Annotated in this window: 19 protein-coding genes; 12 read left to right on the forward strand and 7 right to left on the reverse strand. The window is 38.6% G+C overall.

Annotated features, from left to right (window positions below):
• Window positions 1-336: 336 nt before the first annotated feature.
• The 3 genes from BKL51_RS08160 to BKL51_RS08170 are packed head-to-tail and all read left to right on the forward strand — an operon-like array spanning window position 337 to window position 2,700.
• On the forward strand, window positions 337-1,146 hold the full coding sequence (locus tag BKL51_RS08160; RefSeq protein WP_077466212.1) for a PepSY domain-containing protein: 810 nt from the start codon (window positions 337-339) through the stop codon (window positions 1,144-1,146).
• A 1-nt stretch (window position 1,147) separates the two neighbouring features.
• Complete coding sequence (locus BKL51_RS08165) at window positions 1,148-1,882, forward strand: hypothetical protein (RefSeq protein WP_077466213.1); 735 nt, start codon at window positions 1,148-1,150, stop codon at window positions 1,880-1,882.
• 17 nt (window positions 1,883-1,899) lie between these two features.
• Entirely contained in the window at window positions 1,900-2,700 is an 801-nt protein-coding gene (locus tag BKL51_RS08170) for a DUF4236 domain-containing protein (RefSeq protein ID WP_077466214.1), read from the forward strand.
• 36 nt (window positions 2,701-2,736) lie between these two features.
• On the opposite strand, the gene BKL51_RS08175 is transcribed toward BKL51_RS08170, so the two are convergent.
• Complete coding sequence (locus tag BKL51_RS08175) at window positions 2,737-3,030, reverse strand: addiction module antidote protein (protein ID WP_077466215.1); 294 nt, start codon at window positions 3,028-3,030, stop codon at window positions 2,737-2,739.
• Window positions 3,020-3,334 (reverse strand): type II toxin-antitoxin system RelE/ParE family toxin, encoded by a 315-nt coding sequence (locus BKL51_RS08180; protein ID WP_077466216.1) that lies wholly within the window; start codon window positions 3,332-3,334, stop codon window positions 3,020-3,022. Before BKL51_RS08180 ends, BKL51_RS08175 begins: the two co-directional genes overlap by 11 nt.
• Before the next feature lie 290 nt (window positions 3,335-3,624).
• Between BKL51_RS08180 and BKL51_RS08185 the strand changes: the two genes are divergently transcribed.
• The 3 genes from BKL51_RS08185 to BKL51_RS12110 all read left to right on the forward strand — a co-directional run bounded on the left by BKL51_RS08185 (window position 3,625) and on the right by BKL51_RS12110 (window position 5,730).
• Window positions 3,625-4,302 (forward strand): response regulator transcription factor, encoded by a 678-nt coding sequence (locus BKL51_RS08185; RefSeq protein ID WP_304442294.1) that lies wholly within the window; start codon window positions 3,625-3,627, stop codon window positions 4,300-4,302.
• A 63-nt stretch (window positions 4,303-4,365) separates the two neighbouring features.
• The gene (locus tag BKL51_RS08190; RefSeq protein WP_233127101.1) at window positions 4,366-5,469 is read left to right on the forward strand and encodes a histidine kinase dimerization/phospho-acceptor domain-containing protein; all 1,104 of its coding nucleotides are present in this window, start codon (window positions 4,366-4,368) and stop codon (window positions 5,467-5,469) included.
• Between the two features lie 21 nt (window positions 5,470-5,490).
• A complete protein-coding gene (locus tag BKL51_RS12110) occupies window positions 5,491-5,730 on the forward strand; it encodes a sensor histidine kinase KdpD (RefSeq protein WP_233127102.1) in 240 nt (79 codons plus the stop codon).
• A 110-nt stretch (window positions 5,731-5,840) separates the two neighbouring features.
• Here BKL51_RS12110 and iolG read toward each other — a convergent pair whose 3' ends face one another.
• From iolG to iolD, 3 genes are read right to left on the reverse strand one after another with little or no spacing between them, the layout of a single operon-like run.
• Complete coding sequence (gene iolG, locus BKL51_RS08195) at window positions 5,841-6,851, reverse strand: inositol 2-dehydrogenase (RefSeq protein ID WP_077466218.1); 1,011 nt, start codon at window positions 6,849-6,851, stop codon at window positions 5,841-5,843.
• A gap of 2 nt (window positions 6,852-6,853) precedes the next feature.
• Window positions 6,854-7,750, reverse strand: coding sequence for a myo-inosose-2 dehydratase (gene iolE, locus BKL51_RS08200; RefSeq protein ID WP_077466219.1), 897 nt, complete (start codon window positions 7,748-7,750; stop codon window positions 6,854-6,856).
• Between the two features lie 43 nt (window positions 7,751-7,793).
• Window positions 7,794-9,731, reverse strand: a complete 1,938-nt coding sequence (gene iolD, locus BKL51_RS08205; RefSeq protein ID WP_077466240.1) for a 3D-(3,5/4)-trihydroxycyclohexane-1,2-dione acylhydrolase (decyclizing) — start codon at window positions 9,729-9,731, stop codon at window positions 7,794-7,796.
• Between the two features lie 308 nt (window positions 9,732-10,039).
• Between iolD and iolC the strand changes: the two genes are divergently transcribed.
• Window positions 10,040-11,950: a 5-dehydro-2-deoxygluconokinase gene (gene iolC, locus BKL51_RS08210; RefSeq protein ID WP_077466220.1), complete on the forward strand. Its 1,911-nt coding sequence runs from the start codon at window positions 10,040-10,042 to the stop codon at window positions 11,948-11,950.
• Window positions 11,951-12,005: 55 nt separating this feature from the next.
• Here iolC and BKL51_RS08215 read toward each other — a convergent pair whose 3' ends face one another.
• The gene (locus tag BKL51_RS08215; RefSeq protein WP_077466221.1) at window positions 12,006-12,839 is read right to left on the reverse strand and encodes a MurR/RpiR family transcriptional regulator; all 834 of its coding nucleotides are present in this window, start codon (window positions 12,837-12,839) and stop codon (window positions 12,006-12,008) included.
• 120 nt (window positions 12,840-12,959) lie between these two features.
• Window positions 12,960-13,787, reverse strand: coding sequence for a 5-deoxy-glucuronate isomerase (gene iolB, locus BKL51_RS08220; protein ID WP_077466222.1), 828 nt, complete (start codon window positions 13,785-13,787; stop codon window positions 12,960-12,962).
• 245 nt (window positions 13,788-14,032) lie between these two features.
• On the opposite strand from iolB, the gene BKL51_RS08225 reads away from it, so the two are divergent.
• The 5 genes from BKL51_RS08225 (at window position 14,033) to BKL51_RS08245 (ending at window position 20,678) form a co-directional block, all read left to right on the forward strand.
• Window positions 14,033-15,541, forward strand: coding sequence for a CoA-acylating methylmalonate-semialdehyde dehydrogenase (locus tag BKL51_RS08225; protein ID WP_077466223.1), 1,509 nt, complete (start codon window positions 14,033-14,035; stop codon window positions 15,539-15,541).
• A gap of 85 nt (window positions 15,542-15,626) precedes the next feature.
• Entirely contained in the window at window positions 15,627-16,766 is a 1,140-nt protein-coding gene (locus tag BKL51_RS08230; RefSeq protein ID WP_077466224.1) for a Gfo/Idh/MocA family protein, read from the forward strand.
• 283 nt (window positions 16,767-17,049) lie between these two features.
• Window positions 17,050-17,988 (forward strand): substrate-binding domain-containing protein, encoded by a 939-nt coding sequence (locus BKL51_RS08235; protein ID WP_077466225.1) that lies wholly within the window; start codon window positions 17,050-17,052, stop codon window positions 17,986-17,988.
• Window positions 17,989-18,170: 182 nt separating this feature from the next.
• The gene (locus BKL51_RS08240; RefSeq protein WP_077466226.1) at window positions 18,171-19,676 is read left to right on the forward strand and encodes a sugar ABC transporter ATP-binding protein; all 1,506 of its coding nucleotides are present in this window, start codon (window positions 18,171-18,173) and stop codon (window positions 19,674-19,676) included.
• A 48-nt stretch (window positions 19,677-19,724) separates the two neighbouring features.
• Window positions 19,725-20,678, forward strand: a complete 954-nt coding sequence (locus BKL51_RS08245) for an ABC transporter permease (RefSeq protein ID WP_077466227.1) — start codon at window positions 19,725-19,727, stop codon at window positions 20,676-20,678.
• The last annotated feature ends 51 nt before the right edge of the window (window positions 20,679-20,729 follow it).

A 20,729-nucleotide genomic window follows, 5' to 3' on the forward strand; every position in this document is an offset into this window, starting at 1 on the left:
GCGTATAAAATAACGTTTTATCTATTTCTAAATGAAACTGTTGACTGAGTTTAAAATTTTTCGGAAATACTATCTAGCCTAAAATGCTATCCATGCTGTATTTAAATTTACAAAAATAAACAGAGAGTTGTTATCAATTCAAATCTATTTATTGATAATAGTAATTTCGTATCTTAGTGCTCAATAAACAAACGTTGATTTTGTAATAGCGTTAACATTTTTTATAGAAATTTAATTTCCTAATTTTTCCCTAATTTTCTCTCTTTAGAATGCACGCCATCGGAAAGCAAGTGAGCAGCGAGCCGCAATCCCCAAACTTCATACAAGGAGAACATAATGAAAAAATCAAACAAAACTATCTTAGCCGCTTTATTAGCCGGTAGTATGACATTTGGTGTGGTAAATATCGCTCAAGCAATGTTGTCGGACGCACAAGCAGCCTTGGCGAAAACACTCATTACTGCAAGCCAAGCATTGAGAACCACACAAAATAAAATCGGGGCAGATGCAAAAGTGAAAGAAGTGAAATTTCACCACACTAAATACGGTAAAGATTATTTTGAGGTGAATTTATTTGCCAATAATCAGCACCACAAAGTAGATGTAGATGCAGTAAACGGTGAAATTTTAGGTACAACCAGCAAAACGCCAAAAGAAGTGAAAATTCGTTCGGAACAAACCACTCCGAAAATATCCTTTGAGCAAGCAATGACGGACATCTCAAAAGTATGGGCTTCTGTGGGGGTGCCTGTTGCAATGCAAGGGCAGAAAAGATGGGTACAGGCTGGTGAAAGTTATTATGCGGGCGATGGTGGAAATAAGGCTAACACTAAATCTATACATCTTGTTTCTTCCGCTTTGGATTACAACAAAAATAACAAGGATCGTAAATTAATAAATTCAAACCAGCCTATTGCTGGAAGTGTAGTCGCTAGAGCCTACGATGCAACCGAATTTGTTAGAAACTCAATGATCAACCAAGCCCAAACAAAAAATATTAACCATAACAACAAAATAGATGTTGTCGTTAATGGGGGAGTGAATGTACAATCTAGTGCAAGTACTATTACAGGGACAACCACTGATGCAATGATCGGGCTAAATCAGGGGTTGAATATCATGAGTTTTAATAATGGGTTAAATTAATATGATTAGATTAATAATTACCTCTCTTATCTTATTTTTTTCCACATCTTTTGCATTTTCAAAAGATAGGATAGATTTAAAAGAGAGTGAAGTATTATCTAATTTATTTTGGGATTATGAAAACTCAATAAAAGAACCTGAGCAATACCGCCAATTTATTGTGCCGAAAAATGGGAAAGACTTGTTTTTAAAAAACTTTAAATTGGTGGCTATATTCGCCCCTTATGTGGAAGAATATGTCGGTTGTTGTGTTAGAGATGAATATGATTTTGTTCTTTCATTTAATCCAAATATCAATTCTAAAGAGCTTGTTAAGTTTTTTTCTGAAAAAAAATGTGCGACCAAATCGAGTATTGATGAAAGAGAGGTAAATTTTCTTAAGGGAAAAACGAGTGGTGGTAAACTTGATGTTATCTCTTGCCCCGTTGATAGTTTTCCCAAACTAGATAATTTTGCAAAAGAAAGTGTGAATAATCCCAAGTCAAAAACAATACCTAAAATCCTTCCTGAAGGAACTTATAGGATAGGAATTGATATACCTGCCGGTGAATATCAACTCAAAGTGTTTAAAGATGATAGGTTAGATCTTAGTGGGTTCTATCGTGTTTACACAGATTCATCCAATAAACTTAATTCTACAGTAACAGTTGATTCATTCAAAAATGTTACCTATGTTACTGTAAAAGAAGGTCAGTACTTTGAGTTTGGGCGTGCAATTGCGGAAAAAGTTAAATAACATAAAGGGAGAGTACTATGGCGTTTAAATTCCGAAAAAGAATCAAAGTGCTACCGGGTGTAACAGTCAATTTAAGTAAATCCGGTATTAGCACAACTTTGGGAATCAAAGGCGCATCCGTAAATGTAGGTAAAAACGGAGCGTACTTAAATACAGGAATACCTGGAACGGGAATTTATAGCAGAACAAGAATTTTATCACCTAACCAAAGCGAAAAAGGTTGGGGTATTAATATCCCCACAACAAAAGAAAGAAAAATGGCTAATATATCTATTGGAAAAGAGCTTGAAAGATTAGTGAAGTTGCGTGATCAGGGTATTTTAACAGAAAGTGAATTTTTGGCGCAAAAAGAAAGATTACTAATGCCAAATAATGATTCGTCGGAATTAAATTTTGACTATATTTACTCTGCATTCTTATCTCGTAGTAAAAACCGAATGACAGCAGGTTGGCTAGCCTTATTTACAGGCTTTATGGGATGGCATAAGTTTTATTTAGGTCAGCCAATATGGGGGATATTATATTTACTTCTTCTTCCATCAGGATTATCAATATTATTAAGTATATTTGATGTATTTTATTTGGTTTTTATGAGCGATGAGAGATTTTTAACTAAATACAACGCTAAAGTATTAAGTTCTCTCGGTGTTGATATTAATAATATAGATAGAAATTCTGAAATTTGGGATTTATTAGTTAGAAATAGTGGGAAGTTTAGACATAACTCAGGTATTTTAAGCACTATTCTAAAAATAATTTTACTTGTAATAGTTGTTTTAATGATAATTGGGTTATTCGCACAAAAGAATGGTCTTTAACAAAGACAAGCCTGTTTACAAAGCAGGCTTTTTTGTTTATGCACTCATCGTCTTAGGCGTAACAGACACATTTAAGCCTAGCGCATTGATGATTTTCATAATGCTATCAAAGCGTGGTTTCTCGCTTGATAAAGTTTTATAAAGGCTTTCTCGCCCAATCCCTGTTTTTTCGGCTAATTCTGTCATCCCTTTTGCACGGGCAACAGTATTGAGTGCTTGAATAAATTCTTCGGTTGAACCGTCTTCAAGAACGGTTGCTAAATAAGCCGCCACCATTTTTTCATTTTTTAAATAACGTGCGGCATCAAATTCTTGAATTTTAATGGTCATTTTTAAGCTCCTGTTTGAGTTCTGTCCATATTGCTTTGGCTTGTAAAATATCTTTATCTTGTATTGATTTATCCCCACCACAAAGTAAAAGATAAGTAATTTCACCTTTGCGTGCATAATATAGCCGATAACCTTTTCCTTTTGTGATGCGCATTTCAAATACGCCATCACCAACGGATTTATGATCGCCGAAATTGCCTAGCTTGGCACGTTCGATACGGGCAACAATATTAACTATCGCCAGTTCATCGGTTAGATTTTCTAACCACTTGGAAAATATATCGGTTTCTTCAATGATATACATAATCGCCTCTTTTATTTAGGTGTATTGTATAGTTTTGGATACAGAAAGGCAAGGTAAATTTATTTTGAGGGAAAATGAAACACCGAGGTGTGCATAAAGGCGAACACAAAGACAGACATGGTAAAAGTAAACATCATCATAAAGCAGGAGATAAAGGCGGTTTCCATGCCGAACGTCCCCAACAAACAAATTAATTGAAAACCGACCGCACTTTTTGTAACGTGCGGTTTTCCTTTTTCGAATTTTCGGTATGATGAGCTGGGTCTGCGGACATTTTAGTTTGGTGAAAAATGATGCGAATTTTATTAGTCGAAGATGATCAGATGATCGCAGAAGCGGTTTCAGACGGCTTAAAAAACGCTTGCTATGCGGTGGATTGGGTTAATAACGGTAATATGGCAGAACGGGCATTGGCGGTACAACCTTATGATTTAGTGTTGTTGGATCTAGGCTTACCCGAGCGAGACGGGCTACAAGTGTTACGCCATTTACGCCATTTACGCCAAAGCCAAAATCATACTCCCGTCTTAATCGTGACTGCTCGCGATGATTTGGAAAGTCGCCTTGCAGGCTTAGATGGTGGTGCGGATGATTATATTATCAAACCCTTCGAGCTAGCTGAATTGCTCGCCCGTATTCGTGCAGTGTTGCGCCGACAAGGTGGCCAGAGCACCCCATTATTGACAAATGCTTCACTCACCCTAAACCCGGTTAATTATCAAGTTTCTGTTGCCGATCAATCCGAACCAATTATTTTAAGCAATAAAGAATTTGCGATTTTACAAGCCTTGATGAACCGACCGGGGATTATTCATTCCCGTACAGAATTAGAAGATAAAATTTACGCTTGGGGCGACGAAGTGGAAAGTAACGCCATTGATTTTTTAATTCATAGTCTACGGAAAAAAATTGGTAAAGAACATATTAAAAATGTACGTGGTGTGGGTTGGGTTGTCGCCAAAAATTAGTCGAACAGTATTAGTTTGGCTTAATTCATCTCACAGAACATCTAGGAAATTCAGAACATTACGATGAAAAACTCTCTTCAACTGCGCTTAACTTTAGCCTTCACCGCCCTATTTACTCTCGTGGCGCTAAGTGCAGGCGGTATCGCGTTTTATAACACCTACCGAGAAACCAACAAACTCCAAGATGAAATGTTGGAACGATTTTCAGGATCAGTCAATTTATCGGAAAATCCGACCGCACTTTTACCGCCCAAAATGTTTGACGGGCGTGTTCGGATCTATTTTGACCACAATCGCCCCGATGCCCCTTCAACAGATTTTCCTCCACAAATGGCAGAGGGATTTCACAATTTAAAAAAAGAGGGGAAAAAATATCGTCGTATGATCGCCGAGAATATGCCACGGAAAATTCGCCCTCATCAGCGTGAAAAAAACGCCGACCAACTATACCGCACTTATGTACGCAACACGCCGGAAGGCAGAATTATCGTGATTCAAGATAACAGCTATCGCGAAGCCTTGGCATTTCGCAATGCGTGGACAAGTGTATTACCGCTACTTGTATTATTTCCACTTGTGATTTTACTCACCGTTGTGATTGTAAGATTAGCAATGAAACCGGTGCAATGCCTGTCAAAAAAAGTGGAACAGCGACACGAACAAAATTTGCAGCCCTTACCAACGACCCGGCTTCCGACTGAAATCCGTGGATTTGTAGTGGAAATTAACCGGCTATTATCGCGCATAAATGGTTTTATTCAGCAACAAAAACGTTTCATTGCCGATGCCTCACACGAATTACGTAGCCCGATGACCGCACTTTCTTTGCAAGTAGAACGGCTTGCCACACAGAATTTACCAACAGAGGTAAACAGCCAAATTAGTGCCGTCAAGCAAGGTATTCGGCGTAGCCGTCATTTATTGGAACAATTGCTTTCCCTTGCACGTTTACAAAATAAAGGAGAAAAACACTATACCGAAGTCAACATACAAACCATTTTCCGCCAAGTTATTGAAGATTTGCTCCCCCTCGCATTAGAAAAACAGCAAGATTTAGGGGTGGACGGTGAACAAGATGTAACATTTTATGGTAATGAAACGGATCTCTATTTACTCATCAAAACCCTGACCGACAACGCTATTCGCTATACGCCAAACGGCAGCTAAATAGACTTAAATACACAAGCTATGTCAGAAGGGCTCATATTGAGAGTGGAAGATAACGGTAAGGGAATTCCAAAAGAAGAACGGCAACGTGTGTTGGATCCCTTCTATCGTATTCTAGGGTCGGAACAACAAGGCTCGGGACTTGGCTTGGCGATAGCCGCGGAAATTGTGAAACATTACGACGGCACATTGGTGTTAAAAGACAGCGAAAAGTTTAAAACAGGTCTATTAATTGAGATATGGTTACCATATAGAAGCTGATTCAGCGGGATTAAAGTAGAGCGTTACAAGTATTCGATATTTTAACAAGTGCGCATCCTGTCTTTTATAGGAAGAAAGCATTCCATTATGAGGAATGCTTTCTTAAAGTATTAAACAATTTCGCTTATTTTAACCGCTCGTTCTTCGTCAAGAGAGCGTTTCGCCGCTAGAGCAATAATAACCGGCTGTAATCCGTCATTCCCCGTCACTAACGTAGGTTTATCACTCACTATAGCCTCAACAAAACAAGCCATTTCATCTGCAAAAGATTGCATATAACGTTCTAAAAAGAAATATTTTGGTTTTTCAGCAATAACCCCCATTTCACAGGAATAAACCGCTGTTGAATCGACATCATTTTTTGTTTGAACCGAACCTTTTGAACCGAATACTTCAGCTCGTTGATCATAACCATAAACCGCTTTACGGCTATTATCGATCACCGCAATAGCACCATTTGCAAGTTTTAAGGTAATAACTGCCGTATCAATATCACCGGCTTTCCCAATTTCCGGATTAACCAATACCCCGCCGGCCGCATAGACTTCAACCACCTCGCTACCCGATAAATATCGAACCATATCAAAATCATGGATTGTCATGTCGAAGAACATCCCGCCGGATACTTTCACATACTCGATTGGAGGAGCATCCGGATCTCTGGATGTAATACGAATTAAATGGGGTTCACCAATATCTCCGTTTTCTACTCGCGTTTTAATTGCTTTAAAATTATGGTCAAAGCGACGGTTAAACCCCACTTGGAATTTTACCCCCGCTTTTTCTACTGCATGTAGCACATCCTTAATTCTGTTAATATCGGCATCTATCGGTTTTTCACAAAAAATATGTTTTCTTGCTTGAGCCGCCTCAATTGAAATAGGCGCATGAGTATTAGTTGAAGAACAAACCAATACGGCATCAATTTCCGGATCTTGAAGAATTTGTTTATAATTCTCATAGATGTTCGGAATGCCCATTTCTTTCGCCCAATTAATTAGCTCCTCTGTTATTTTTACATCTGAAATGGCTTTAACTTCCGCCCCTTTGACATACTTTGTAATACTTTCCGAATGCACACGACCGATACGCCCGGCACCAATAATACCAACCTTAATCATACTTAGATCCCCGCTGTTTCTTTAATGTATTTACGACCTTTCACTGCATACTCAAACGGATTGGCTATCGCAGGATCCTGTTCTGCTTCTACGACCATCCAACCTTTGTAATTGTGTTTATCCAAAATGTCAAAAATCGGTTTGAAATCAATAACGCCGTCTCCCGGAACGGTAAATGTCCCTTTACGAACACCCTCCAAGAAACTTAAGCTCTTTTCTTTTACTTCCGCAACAACATCATCACGTACGTCTTTTAGATGGACATGACAAATGCGATCGATATATTTTTCTAATACTTTAATCATTGCTTGCTGCGAACCCTCAGAATAGTAAATGTGACCGGAATCAAAGAGTAAATAAACGTTAGCATTGACCATTGACATATATTTATCAATTTCAGCCGGTGTTTGAATTCCTGTTCCCATATGATGATGCAAACAAACTTTCATCCCCTTTTCCTCTGCGAGTTTGGCAAGTTCATTATAGCCGTCAGCAAGTTTTTGCCATTCTTCTTCAGTAAAACTCGGTTTTTCTTTAAAAACGGATTTTGTTGTACCTTGAATACTACGGCTCTGTTCCGAACAACCGATAACCATCGCTCCCATTTCATGTAAAAAGTCACGATGTTTAATAAATTCTTGTATCGTTTCCTCTTTTTTACCGTCAACAAAAAATGTACTAAACCAAGCATTACAGATTTGAATACCGCGGGCATTTAATTTACGCTTCAAGAATGCTACATCACGTGGATATTTATTACCCACTTCACAGCCGGTAAAGCCGGCGAGCGCCATTTCGCTAATGCATTGTTCAAAGGTATTTTCCTTACCCAGATCCGGCATATCGTCATTGGTCCAACCTATAGGGGCGATACCTAATTTTACATTTTCAGCTTTCATCATTTTTTCCTTACTCATAAGAGAATTAAATTTAAATACCGTGCTAGTAGCGTCTTGCTTTGCGAATATTTTTCAAGCTATTTTGATATGCCTCTTGAATACTCTCTTTTTCCGAGACTTCTGCCACGCCGACATGCCACCAACTTCCGTAACCATGAATCATTGTTTTTGGTAGAACTTTAATATCAATTAAGGTTGAAACTGATTGCTGTTTTGCATCCGCAAGTGCGAAACGTAGCTCTTCTTCATTTGTAACCTTATAGGTTTTACAACCATAAGAAGCAGCATTCATCGCAAAATCAATCGGTACAAACTTGCCATCCAATTGGTTCGTTGCCGGATTTCTGAATCTAAATTCCGTTACAAAGCTCCCCATTCCATGACCGATTTGTAAATTGTTAATACATCCGTTAGTCATATTGTCAAATACAACAACATTGATTTTTTTACCCTCTTGAATAGAAGTCACAAGCTCCGAATGCAACATCATGTAGGAACCGTCTCCCAGTAACGCATAGACTTCTTTTTCCGGTTGAGCCAATTTAACGCCTAACGCCGCATTTATCTCATAGCCCATACAAGAGTAGCCATATTCCAGATGGTAAGTATTTTCGCCTTTTGATTGCCAAGCTCGTTGTAAGTCACCGGGAAGACTGCCGGCAGCACCGACTATCACACTATTTTCATCTAACACTTCATTTAAAATTCCGAGTACCCGACTTTGAGGTAAATAAGATTTCGTAAGATTAATAAATTCCTCATAGACTTTTTCTCTATCTAAGGCATCGTCCACTTGTGGAATAAAATTATCAGAATAGGTAATGTGATAGATACGCTGTAATTCTTCATTAAAACGTTGTTTTGCTTCTGATATTTGGTTTCCCCAGTTCGCTAAGTAGTGAGCCGATTGTAAAAGTGCGGTCAGTTTTTCCAATGTTTTTTTCGCATCCGCCACAACTTGTATACCATCAAGTTTATAAGCATCAAATCGGGCAATATTAATATTTAAATATTTTGCATTCGGATTTTGGAAAAGCCATTTTGAAGAGGTAGTAAAGTCCGTGTATCTTGTACCTATTCCAATAATGAGATCAGCTTCTTTTGCAAGTAAATTAGCGGATAAACAACCTGTTTCGCCAATACCGCCTACGTTAAATTCGTGAGAAGAAATGACCGCACTTTTTCCGGCCTGAGTTTCCGCAAACGGAATATGGAATAGTTCTGCAAAAGTTTTCAATTGGTCTGCCGCTTCAGAATAACGAACACCGCCGCCGCAAATGATGAGAGGCTTTTGACTTTTCATAATGAGATCAAATGCCGAAGAAAGCATCGGGTCGGTCGGTAACGTTCGTTCAATTCGATGAATCCGTTTTTGTAAGAAATAGTCGGGGAAATCATAGGCTTCAGACTGAACATCTTGTGGGAGTGCGATAGTAACGGCTCCCGTTTCCGCCGGATCCGTTAATACGCGCATAGCATTTATGCAAGCCGTCATCAGTTGTTCCGGACGGCTTACTCTATCCCAATACTTGCTCACTGCTTTAAAAGCATCATTGGTACTAATACTCAAATCATAGGATTGTTCAATTTGTTGTAAAACAGGATCCGGTTGACGGGTGGCAAAAACATCCCCCGGGAGCAAAAGAAGCGGAATTCTGTTTGCTGTTGCTACCGCGGCAGCCGTAACCATATTCGCTGCACCGGGCCCAACAGAAGAAGTACAAGCATAAATTTTTCTACGTAAATTTTGTTTTGCAAATCCCGTAGCAACGTGTGCCATACCTTGTTCGTTACGACCTTGTCTGACAATCAGTGTTCCGCTTTCTTGTTCAAGTGCTTGGCCAATCCCTAAAACGTTGCCATGACCGAAAATACCAAATACTCCCTCAATAAATTTTGTAACCTTACCATCAAACTCCACATATTGATTATCAAGAAATTTTATCAATGCCTGTGCGACAGTTAATCTTGTCGTTTTCATGGTGCCCCCTTCAAGATAATTTGACATGAATTGTAGTATATTTATGCCTTTTTTAAATTGGAATATTTTTTGAAATAAAAATTTCATTTTTGAGACATAGATCAAATTTTTAATTTAACTCTTCTATCCTTCGCTACTTCACGCATATTTTAGTAAAGATGGGAATAGATAACCAGGACGAAGCTATAAAATTTTAGCCGGATATGTGATCAATATCTCAAAATTATTTTTTTAAAGTTGATTTTTTTTGAAAAAAATATTTCAATTGATTCAGAATTAAATTTACAGAAAACAGAAGAGGTCACACTATGAAAGGGATTGAAAAAAAATTAGATCTTATTTGCTTAGGACGTGTTGCGGTTGATTTTTATGCTCAGCAAATTGGAGCCAGATTAGAAGATGCTTCGTCATTTTCTAAATACCTTGGCGGTTCTTCGGGTAACGTTGCTTACGGCACGGCCGTTCAAGGAGTAAAATCCTCAATGTTGGCGCGTGTTGGTGATGAGCATATGGGGCGTTTTCTCCGAGAAGAACTTCAACGTGTCGGTGTAGATACCAGCCATCTAATTACCGATAAAGAGCGGTTAACGGCACTTGTTATTTTAGGGATTAAAGATCAAGATACATTTCCGCTTATTTTCTATCGTGAAAATTGTGCGGATATGGCTATTACTAAAAATGATTTTGACGAAGAATACATCGCTTCAGCAAAAGCATTAGCAATTACAGGGACTCATTTATCCCATCCTAAAACACGTGAAGCCGTATTAACCGCCTTAGAGTATGCGGGAAGAAATAACACAAAACGTTTACTTGATATTGATTACCGACCTGTTTTATGGGGGCTAACTTCGTTAGGTGACGGTGAAACACGTTTTATTGATTCGGAAGCCGTCACAAAATCATTACAAGAAGTATTACATCATTTTGATGTTTTGGTGGGAACAGAAGAAGAGTTCCATATTGCAGGCGGTTCAACCGATACTTTAACGGCATTAAAAAATATTCGTCGATTCAGTCAGGCTGTTCTAGTATGTAAACGCGGTTCATTAGGTTGCTCCGTTTTTGAAGGCGATATTCCGAATAACCTTGACGGTGGTCTCAATGTATATGGTGTACGCGTTGAAGTCCTTAATGTTCTCGGTGCAGGTGATGCCTTTATGTCAGGATTAATTCGAGGTTATATTAACAATGAAGGTTGGGAACAATCTTGTCGTTATGCAAATGCCTGCGGAGCTTTAGTTGTTTCTCGCCATGGCTGTGCTCCTGCTATGCCGACAAAAGTCGAATTAGATAATTATTTAGCTCGTGAGAAATTTGTTCTCCGCCCGGATCTTGATGAGGAACTTAATCATTTACACCGAGTGACTACTCGAAAAAGTCAATGGGATGATTTATGTATCTTTGCTTTTGATCACCGCAAACAACTTGTCGATATGGCAAAAAAAGTAGGTGCTGATATTACGCTAATACCAAAATTAAAACAGCTTCTCTTAAAGGCGGCAGAAAAAGCGGCAAGCAAAGAAAATATTATCCATGGAAATGCCGGCGTCTTGGTAGATACTACTTTTGGGCAAGCCGCACTTAATGAGATTACTGGTAGAAAATGGTGGATTGGTCGCCCAATTGAACTCCCATCTTCTCGTCCTTTGCGTTTAGAGCACGGCGATCTTGGTAGCCAATTAATCAATTGGCCACAAGAGCATGTGGTTAAGTGTTTAGTATTTTATCATCCAAAAGATGAGCCCGGAATGAAGGCTGAACAAGATGAAAGTTTGAAACAAATTTATCAAACCTGTTGTAGAACCGGACATGAATTTCTACTTGAGGTCATTTTACCTCATGATATGGCACAAGATGAAAAATATTATGCTGAAATAATTGCTCATTTTTATCAATTAGGTATTAAGCCGGATTGGTGGAAATTACCCGGTTTATCTTCATCAGAATGGGATAAAATCAGTGGACTAATCCAAAAAAATGATGCCTATTGCAGAGGCATTTTAATTTTAGGTTTAGATGCACCGGAAGAACAATTTGAATCTATTTTCAATGCTGCAGCCAATAAACCGTTGGTTAAAGGGTTTGCAGTAGGAAGAACAATCTTTGGTTGCCCCTCAACAGAATGGTTGGCCGGTAAATTAAATGATGAGGAATTGATCCTACAAGTTTGCGAACGTTATCAACGCCTGATCAAACTTTGGAAATCGCGTAATTAACCTTATATTATTTTAAGAAAAATGCCCCTTGATTTTAAAAAACGGGGCATTTTTATCATTCTTTTTCTTTCTCTTTCTCTAAACCGAGTGTAATCGCAAGAGTTTGAACAAGACTCATTGTTGCGCACTGGGAACGAAATCCTAATACTTGTGCTTCCTTTATGATAAAAGAAACATCACTAAAAGCTAATAACGGACTAATTTGGCTATCGGTAATCGCAATTTGTTGAATACCTTTTTTCGCAGTAGTCTGGGTAATATTAAGCGTTTCATTAGCATAAGGTGAAAAACTAATGGAAACCACCACATCTCCGGCTTTTACTTGATTAAGTTGTTCGTCAAACATACCGCCTAATCCGCTAATTAAGAAAGAGCGACAATCTAAATGATGTAACGCATAATTTAAATAACAAGCAATACTAAAAGAACGTTTTAATCCAATAATGAAAATATTATTTGCTTCTTTTAGTATTTTCACAGCCGCATAAATTTGCTCATTTTCAGTGCTATTAGCTAATTGTTGTAGTGCCTGACTATTCGCATGTGCAAATATTGCTAAAATATTTTCCGGTGATTCACTTCCTTCTACTTGGTTAATTTTATGCGACAATTGTAAACGTTCCGTGTAATTTGTCGTTTTCTCCATTAAATTCTCGCGGAAAATCTGTTTCATTTCGTTGAAACCGGAAAAACCAAACTCGGCAGCAAACCGAATCAATGTAGAAGGAGGAACATTTGCTTTTTCTGCTATTGTTGCAACGGTATCAAAGGCCACACTATCACTGTTATCAAGAATATATTGAGCAACTTGTTTTAATCTTTTACTTAAACCGTCATAACCTGTTTGAATTTCAGTTTTCAGCATTGTCAATTGAGACTGCTCTTTCATATGTGTTTACACCTTAATTGTTCAAATATTTTTAGTATCCTATCCGGTTAAATAAATATTTCAAGAAAAACGGTCATTTTATTAGAAAAATGACCGCACTTTTATTGATTCTGGATTGAATTAAAATTTCTTCTCATATTCTTCCGTATTAATCCATCTATGATCTTGTTCCCAAGTGAATTTCCATTTTCTTACGGGGCCCGCCATGACATTTAAATAATAATTATCGTACCCTGCAATTGTCGCAACAGGGTGATAACCACGGGGAACTTGAACCACATCACCATCATAGACAGCCATACATTCGTCCAAGGAGCGATCTTCAGTGTACACACGTTGTAGCGCAAAACCTTGAGACGGAGAGAAACGATGATAATAGGTTTCTTCCAAATAGGTTTCTGTTAATGAGTTTTTATCATCATGCTTATGACTAGGGAAAGAGCTCGTATTACCCTCATCAGTAAAGACTTCTACAACCAACAAAGCATCGGCGCTTTCCGTTTCAGGTAAGATATTATGAACAAGACGCTTATTATTACCATATCCCCGTTTTTCTACGCCAATGTCTTCAGGTTTAATCAATCTTATTGGGAGGTTGCCTTGACTTGGAGCTCGACAGACCGCCAATTCTAAATAACTATCCGCTTGAATAACGATAGATTGTGAGTGAGGAACATAAAGCGCATAGGGTGGAATTCGTTCAAAAGGCGTACTACGATTACCTATTTGAATAAAGGTTTCTGTTGCAGTTTTAAATGTTGCTTTACCCGCAACAATCACAAAACAAACCTCCGTATTTTGTGTATCAAATTCAAGTGTTTGTTGTGCCTGTAAATGATACATTTCGAATCCTACATAATCCCACCCTGCCGTTTTCGGTGTAATTTTTTGTACTTCACCATTTTTTTCCGGATGATTTTTTCTTGATTTAGAAAGTAAATTCGCCATATTTTCTCCTTTAAATTCCCTAGAAATCACATTTTAGTCTCCATCATACTCCATTTATTTATTCAATCTATTATGACTTTTCCAAAACTAGACACAGATCACAAAAATGAAATAAATATTTCATTTTGCTCTTTGGATGATTGAAAAAAGCATATTAATTTCATAATCTGTATTGACTAATACGAATCACTGCACTACGTTTAGGATTAAAAACAGCTTACTTGATACTATATGAGGAGTTCAACATGGAAACTGTCTATAACTTTATTAACGGCAAACAAGTTCCAAGTAGAGGAACGGAAGCATACCCTATTTACAACCCGGCAACAGGTGAACAAATTCGCCAAGTCATCATGAGTACATCAGACGATGTGTATGAAGCTATTGATGTGGCGCATCATGCCTTTGCAGAATGGTCTGCAATATCTCCGCTACGCCGCTCGCGCATTATGTTTAAATTTAAAGAATTATTACAAAGAGATTGGGATAAATTAGCTAAAATCATTGTTGAAGAACATGGTAAAGTTTACTCTGATGCTTGCGGCGAATTAACCCGTGGTCTAGAAGTTGTTGAGTTTGCATGCGGTATTCCTCATTTACTTAAGGGCGAATTTTCCGAGCAAGTGGGACGGGGAATTGATATTCACTCTTCACTTCAACCCTTAGGCGTAACGGCAGGCATTACCCCATTTAACTTTCCGGCCATGGTGCCGATGTGGATGTTCCCGGTCGCACTTACCTGCGGTAATACCTTTATTTTAAAACCTGCAAAAGCAGATCCTTCACTTTCTATTAAGCTCGCAGAGTTGTTAAAAGAAGCCGGTTTACCGGATGGTGTTTTCAACGTTGTCCATGGCGATCGCCACGATAATGAAATTTTATTACGTGATCCGAGAGTACATGCTATCAGCTTTGTAGGTTCTACTCCTGCCGCTGCGCATGTTTATAAAATGGGATCTGAATTCGGCAAACGGGTTCAGGCTTTTGGTGCCGCTAAAAATCATGCCTTGGTCATGCCGGATGCAGATATTGAATCAACGGCCAATGCACTATTAGGCGCCGCATTTGGTGCTGCCGGTGAACGCTGTATGGCAATTTCTCTGGCGGTCACAATTGATGACGAAACTGCAGATAAATTAATAGCTACGTTAAAACCTAAAGTTGAAGCACTTCGTTACGGCTCGGGAATGCCAAAAGACGGTGAAAAAGAAATGGATTTTGGTCCGCTTATTAGTCAACAACATCTTAATAATGTAACTAATTACATAACAAAAGGTGTAGAGGAGGGCGCAACTTTGCTTGTTGACGGACGTGGTAAAAAACCGGTTGGACATGAAAACGGTTTCTTTATTGGCGGCAGTTTGTTTGATAACATAACCCCTGATATGGTGATTTATAAAGAAGAGATCTTTGGCCCTGTTCTTGGTATTGTTCGGGCGAAAAACTTTGAGGAAGCGATGCGATTAATTAATGAGCATCCTTACGGTAATGGTTCGGCAATTTTTACTGCTGACGGTGGTGCAGCACGCGAATTTGCCTATCACGTTCAAGCCGGTATGGTTGGAATTAATGTTCCGATTCCGGTTCCAATGTCCTTTCACAGCTTTGGCGGTTGGAAACATTCGGCCTATACAACATTAAATATTTATGGACCTGACGGAGTACGTTTCTACACAAAAATGAAAACCGTCACAACCCGTTGGCCTAATAAATACGTTATTGAGAATGCCGCATTCAGTATGCCGACATTATAATTATGTAATTCAACTCAAGGAGATAGCTAACTCGGAAGCTATCTCCTTTACTTTATGCTGTTTATATTTAAAAAAGGAAAACATCATGAAACAAGTAAGAATCGGTTTAATAGGTACGGGATATATTGGACGTTGTCATGCAATCGCATATTCGCAAGTAGCGACTGTTTTTCCGCTTGAAGCACAACCTGTGTTAGATTATTTAGCGGAAATTACTCCGGAATTGGCTAAACAAAAAGCCAAAGAGTTTGGTTTTCAACGTTCTACGGGAAACTGGCACGATGTTGTAGAAGATCCAAATATTGATGTCATTGATATTTGTACACCAAACTTTCTACATAAGGAAATTGCATTGGCAGCCATTGCAAACGGCAAACATATATATTCTGAAAAACCGCTCGCATTGACAGCAAAAGATGCCAAATTAATGTATCAAGCGTCAAAAAAAGCCGGAGTTAAAACCCTAGTGGGATTTAACTATATCAAAAATCCGACAACCCAATTAGCAAGGGAAATTATTGCAAAAGGGGAAATCGGCGACATTATCCATTTCTATGGTACGCATAATGAAGATTATCTTGCCAATGAAAATACCCCGTTAGATTGGCATTGTGTAAAAGAAAAAGCCGGTTTAGGTGCATTAGGGGATCTTGCCTCACACATTGTTCAAATGTCTCAATATTTACTAGGACAAGAAATTCATTCCGTTATCGGTGATATGCAAACCGTCATTAAAACAAGACCGAATCCCAACAACTTGCAAGAGCGTTTAGCGGTGGAAAATGAAGATCAAGCGACAGCGTTAGTTCGTTTTAACAGTGGATGTATGGGGACGATTGAAACTTCCCGTATTGCTTGCGGACGAAAAATGGGGTTAAGTTATGTGATTACCGGTACGAAAGGATCAATTATCTACACGCAAGAACGAATGGCAGAATTAAAATTGTATTTACACGATGAAAATCCGGCCAGACAAGGCTTTAAAACCATCTTAACCGGACCGCTTCATCCTGATTATAGAAATTTTTGTGTCAGTGCCGGACACGGAATAGGTTTTAACGATCAAAAAACGGTAGAAATAAGGGATTTGATCAACGGAATTTCTAAAAATTCGACCGCACTTTATCCTGATTTTGAAGAAGGATATAAAGTCTCAAGGATATTGGATGCCATCGCATTATCTTACGAACAAAAACGCTGGGTTAATGTAGAAGAAATTGTATAACAATAATTTCTTTCTCCTCATAAATAGGTGCCGTAAAGCACCTATTTTTCCATCAAAAAACGGATTAAAACTTCTACTATTTTTTAATAAAAAAATTTAGTTCTAAAATAAGATCTAGTTCACATTTTTGAAATTTGATTATTGCAAGCAATATAAGCTAAATGATATACATACAAATAGACTGTTTGTTTTATATTTTTGATTTATGAAATTTACATTTCTTAAAATGTTTCAATAAAGTATGTTTTTTGCTATTCGTCAACTCAATTAAAGGAGTAATCTTATGAAAAAAGTACTATTGGCATTGCTATGCGGTAGCGCTCTACTAACCTCCCAAGCTACCGTGGCTAAAAATATTGTCATCGGTGCGCCAATGGTTGCCTTCTCAGATAAATGGCAAACCTATCTTCAGGATGCAATCCGCGAATTTGATAAAGCTCACGATGATGTCGAAATTAAACTTGCCGATGCTAACGGCGATCCTGCCCGATTACTAAATGACGCAGAAACATTTATTGATCAAAAAGTCGATGCCTTGTTGGTTGTTCCGACCGATCCGAATATCGTTAAAGTTATTGGTAGAAAAGCTAAACGAGCCGGTATCCCTCTCATCGTTATTAATCGTAAACCATTAGACGAAGATATGCAGTACGTCACCAGTTATGTGGGATCCGATGAAATTGAAGGAGGACGTATTCAAGCAGACTTTATTGTCAATACATTACAAGGAAAACCCGCTGAAGCCGCTATTTTAATGGGCCCTTTAGGTCAGGATGCACAGATTAAGCGGACACAGGGTAATAAAGAAATTTTTGCCCAAAATAAAAATATTAAAATCTTCACTGAGCAAGAAGGAAAATGGGATAGAGCGAAGGGTTTGGAAATCGCAGAAAACTTACTTGCCGCAAATAAAAATCTAAATGTTGTAGTAAGTAATAATGACGAAATGGCGATTGGTGCCGTCTTGGCCGGGAGGAAATTAGGTCTTAAAGATGAAGATCTCCTTATCGTGGGGCTGGATGCTACTCCCGATGCATTAGACTATCTTGGCAAAGGATTGGATGCTACCGTGTTTCAATCTGCTACCGGCCAAGGTATGACTGGGGCTGAAATAGCATATTTGGCCGCTAAAGGAGAAAAAGTACCGGCTGTGAAATGGGTTCCTTTTGAACTGGTAACCCCTGACAAAAAAGCAGAATATCAAGCAAAATACAAAAAATAATTTCCTTATCGACTATAACGGAAAGGACTACATTGTCCTTTCCTATTATAAAGAATAAATCAAAAATGTGATACCTCCCACATTAAGGGAATCATATTAATAAAATATAAGGCGTAAATTGACCGCACTTTATAACAATGACGCCGGTCATGTCCGTCCTTAATCGATTTAAGGAGTTAAAAATGGCTAATCATCCGAACTCTCCCTATATTTTAGAAATGAGAAGTGTGTCAAAAACATTTCCGGGAGTAAAAGCACTTGATGCAATTAATCTTCGTGTCAGACGTGGCAGTATTCATGCATTAATGGGAGAAAATGGCGCTGGGAAATCTACTTTAATGAAAATACTATACGGTATCTATATCCCGGATGAAGGAGGAGAATTAATTTTAGACGAAAAAACCTTTAAACCAAGACGCCCCATTGATGCTATTCGTAGTGGATTAACTATGGTGCCGCAGGAAATTTCTCCTGCCGCCAATTTAACGATTGCCGATAATTTTTATTTAGGTCGTGAAATAACGCAAGGAAAGTTTTTCCTTGACCAAAAAGCAATGAATGAGCAAGCTTCGGCCATTTTAAAAGACCTAGGCGTACCAATGGATGTTACGCTCAAAATGTCCGAAGTATCGGTGGCAAAAGCACAGTTAGTTGCTATAGCTACCGCAGTTTCCAATGATGCCAAAGTCATCATTATGGATGAACCGACAACCTCATTAACCGAAAATGAAGTTGAACAGCTTTACTGCATTATTGAAACTGTGAAAGCGAGAGGGATCGCGGTTATTTTTATTTCCCATAAACTGGATGAGGTTTTCCGTGTATCCGATGAGATTACGATAATTCGTGACGGTCAATATGTCGATACCAAACTGACCAAGGATGTCACCAAAGAGCAACTTATCTCCATGATGGTCGGACGCGATATGTCCGAGATGTTCCAACGTGAACGTTTTGAGCTTTCAAATGAAATTATACTTGAGATAAAAAATTTTACCCGTGCTGGGTATTATCAAGATATTAACTTTTCCGTACGTAAAGGTGAAATTTTTGGTATTGCCGGATTAGTTGGTGCCGGACGTTCCGAAATCGTAGAGGGATTATTCGGTTACAAACCGGCAGACAATGGAGAAATTTACATTAGAGGTGAGAAAGCGCTCATTAATAATCCGCTTGACGCGATGAAATATAAAATTGGTTTTGTGACGGAAGATAGAAAGTTAACCGGGCTATTTCTAAATCTCAGTATCACCGACAATATGATTATGCCGAAAATGTCGCCGTATCTTGATAATCTCTTAGTTTCAGCCACAAGAGCTCAAAAAACAGCAAACGAACAAAAAGCAAAATTAAAAATTAAAGCTCCAAATGTTGAAGTCATTACCAATAATCTTTCCGGCGGAAACCAGCAAAAAGTGTTACTTGCCCGATGGTTGCTATTAGAACCGGATATTCTAATTCTGGATGAACCAACAAAAGGGATTGATGTGGGAGCAAAAGCGGAATTATATAAACTGATGGTTGAACTATCAAAACAAGGTAAAACCATCATTATGATTACCTCAGATATGTTGGAGCTTTTATCCATGAGCGACCGTGTGATGGTAATGCACGAAGGACACCAAGTGGGCATTATTCCTCATTCGGAACTAACACAAGAGCGGGTTCTTGAATTAGCTTCAGGCTAGTTTTTGATTCATCACCATCGGTTTTTAACAAAAAATAAGAGGTTTAATATGGAAAACTTGACATTGAAGAAAATTATCAATGCTTATGGAATGGTCTTAATTTTAATTCTTCTCTTTTTAGGATTATCGGTTTCAATTGATGGTTTTTTCTCAGCAAGAACAATCTGGAGTATTATTGAACAGGTCTCTATGTTTGGTATTATCGCCATTGGAGTGACATTTATTATTATCACAACCGGCATTGATTTATCATCGGGTTCGGTAGTGGCATTAACCGCTGTGGTTTCCGCTTCAGTCGTAACGGGCGGAGATACGGTTTCCGCCGCCTTGCTCGCTTTTTCTGTATCAATTCTAATCGGTGCAGGATTGGGCTTAATTAACGGTGGACTGACGGCAATCGGTGGTATTCCACCGTTTATCGCAACATTGGGAATGATGATTATTGCCCGTGGTGCAGCACAACTTTATTCCGACGGTCGTCCGATTGATGCCTCTTCAGAAGCCTTTACTTGGATTGCCGATGTGAATATTTTCGGATTACCGGGCTTGGTATTGTTATATATTTTAATTGTTATCTTCAGTCATATTTTACTCAGCCGCTCAACATTTGGTCGCCACGTTTATGCTGTCGGAGGAAATTTAAATGCGGCGAAAATTTGTGGCATCAATACGAATCGAACCCTAATCTGGGTTTACATTCTTGGCGGAGCGCTATCCGGTTTAGCCGGTGCCTTATTGGCAGCCCGAACCTATGCCGGAAACCCGTCGTACGGTTTAGCTTGGGAGCTTGATGCCATCGCCGCTGCCGTTATCGGCGGGGTATCCTTAAGCGGCGGCTTCGGTACGATTCCAATGTGTGTTATCGGCGCATTAATTATTGGTACCACTAATAAAGGATTGAATATGCTCGGTGTTGATCCGTACTGGCAACAAATTGTAAAAGGTGCAATTATCGTTATTGCCGTATTACTCGACACATTAAAACGTCGTAAAAAAGGTTAATCCATATCAAGCAAATTTTTTATAGAAAAGGCTTATTCCCAAACGGGAAAT

Source organism: Rodentibacter sp. Ppn85 (genome assembly GCF_001999335.1).
Classification (GTDB): domain Bacteria; phylum Pseudomonadota; class Gammaproteobacteria; order Enterobacterales; family Pasteurellaceae; genus Rodentibacter.

What these genes read in the sequence shown, in the direction of transcription:
- BKL51_RS08160 (WP_077466212.1), top strand. Translation starts at nt 337, where the DNA reads ATGAAAAAATCAAACAAAACTATCTTAGCCGCTTTATTAGCCGGTAGT.
- BKL51_RS08165 (WP_077466213.1), top strand. Translation starts at nt 1,148, where the DNA reads ATGATTAGATTAATAATTACCTCTCTTATCTTATTTTTTTCCACATCT.
- BKL51_RS08170 (WP_077466214.1), top strand. Translation starts at nt 1,900, where the DNA reads ATGGCGTTTAAATTCCGAAAAAGAATCAAAGTGCTACCGGGTGTAACA.
- BKL51_RS08175 (WP_077466215.1), bottom strand. Translation starts at nt 3,030, where the DNA reads ATGACCATTAAAATTCAAGAATTTGATGCCGCACGTTATTTAAAAAAT.
- BKL51_RS08180 (WP_077466216.1), bottom strand. Translation starts at nt 3,334, where the DNA reads ATGTATATCATTGAAGAAACCGATATATTTTCCAAGTGGTTAGAAAAT.
- BKL51_RS08185 (WP_304442294.1), top strand. Translation starts at nt 3,625, where the DNA reads ATGATGCGAATTTTATTAGTCGAAGATGATCAGATGATCGCAGAAGCG.
- BKL51_RS08190 (WP_233127101.1), top strand. Translation starts at nt 4,366, where the DNA reads ATGAAAAACTCTCTTCAACTGCGCTTAACTTTAGCCTTCACCGCCCTA.
- BKL51_RS12110 (WP_233127102.1), top strand. Translation starts at nt 5,491, where the DNA reads ATGTCAGAAGGGCTCATATTGAGAGTGGAAGATAACGGTAAGGGAATT.
- iolG (WP_077466218.1), bottom strand. Translation starts at nt 6,851, where the DNA reads ATGATTAAGGTTGGTATTATTGGTGCCGGGCGTATCGGTCGTGTGCAT.
- iolE (WP_077466219.1), bottom strand. Translation starts at nt 7,750, where the DNA reads ATGAAAGCTGAAAATGTAAAATTAGGTATCGCCCCTATAGGTTGGACC.
- iolD (WP_077466240.1), bottom strand. Translation starts at nt 9,731, where the DNA reads ATGAAAACGACAAGATTAACTGTCGCACAGGCATTGATAAAATTTCTT.
- iolC (WP_077466220.1), top strand. Translation starts at nt 10,040, where the DNA reads ATGAAAGGGATTGAAAAAAAATTAGATCTTATTTGCTTAGGACGTGTT.
- BKL51_RS08215 (WP_077466221.1), bottom strand. Translation starts at nt 12,839, where the DNA reads ATGAAAGAGCAGTCTCAATTGACAATGCTGAAAACTGAAATTCAAACA.
- iolB (WP_077466222.1), bottom strand. Translation starts at nt 13,787, where the DNA reads ATGGCGAATTTACTTTCTAAATCAAGAAAAAATCATCCGGAAAAAAAT.
- BKL51_RS08225 (WP_077466223.1), top strand. Translation starts at nt 14,033, where the DNA reads ATGGAAACTGTCTATAACTTTATTAACGGCAAACAAGTTCCAAGTAGA.
- BKL51_RS08230 (WP_077466224.1), top strand. Translation starts at nt 15,627, where the DNA reads ATGAAACAAGTAAGAATCGGTTTAATAGGTACGGGATATATTGGACGT.
- BKL51_RS08235 (WP_077466225.1), top strand. Translation starts at nt 17,050, where the DNA reads ATGAAAAAAGTACTATTGGCATTGCTATGCGGTAGCGCTCTACTAACC.
- BKL51_RS08240 (WP_077466226.1), top strand. Translation starts at nt 18,171, where the DNA reads ATGGCTAATCATCCGAACTCTCCCTATATTTTAGAAATGAGAAGTGTG.
- BKL51_RS08245 (WP_077466227.1), top strand. Translation starts at nt 19,725, where the DNA reads ATGGAAAACTTGACATTGAAGAAAATTATCAATGCTTATGGAATGGTC.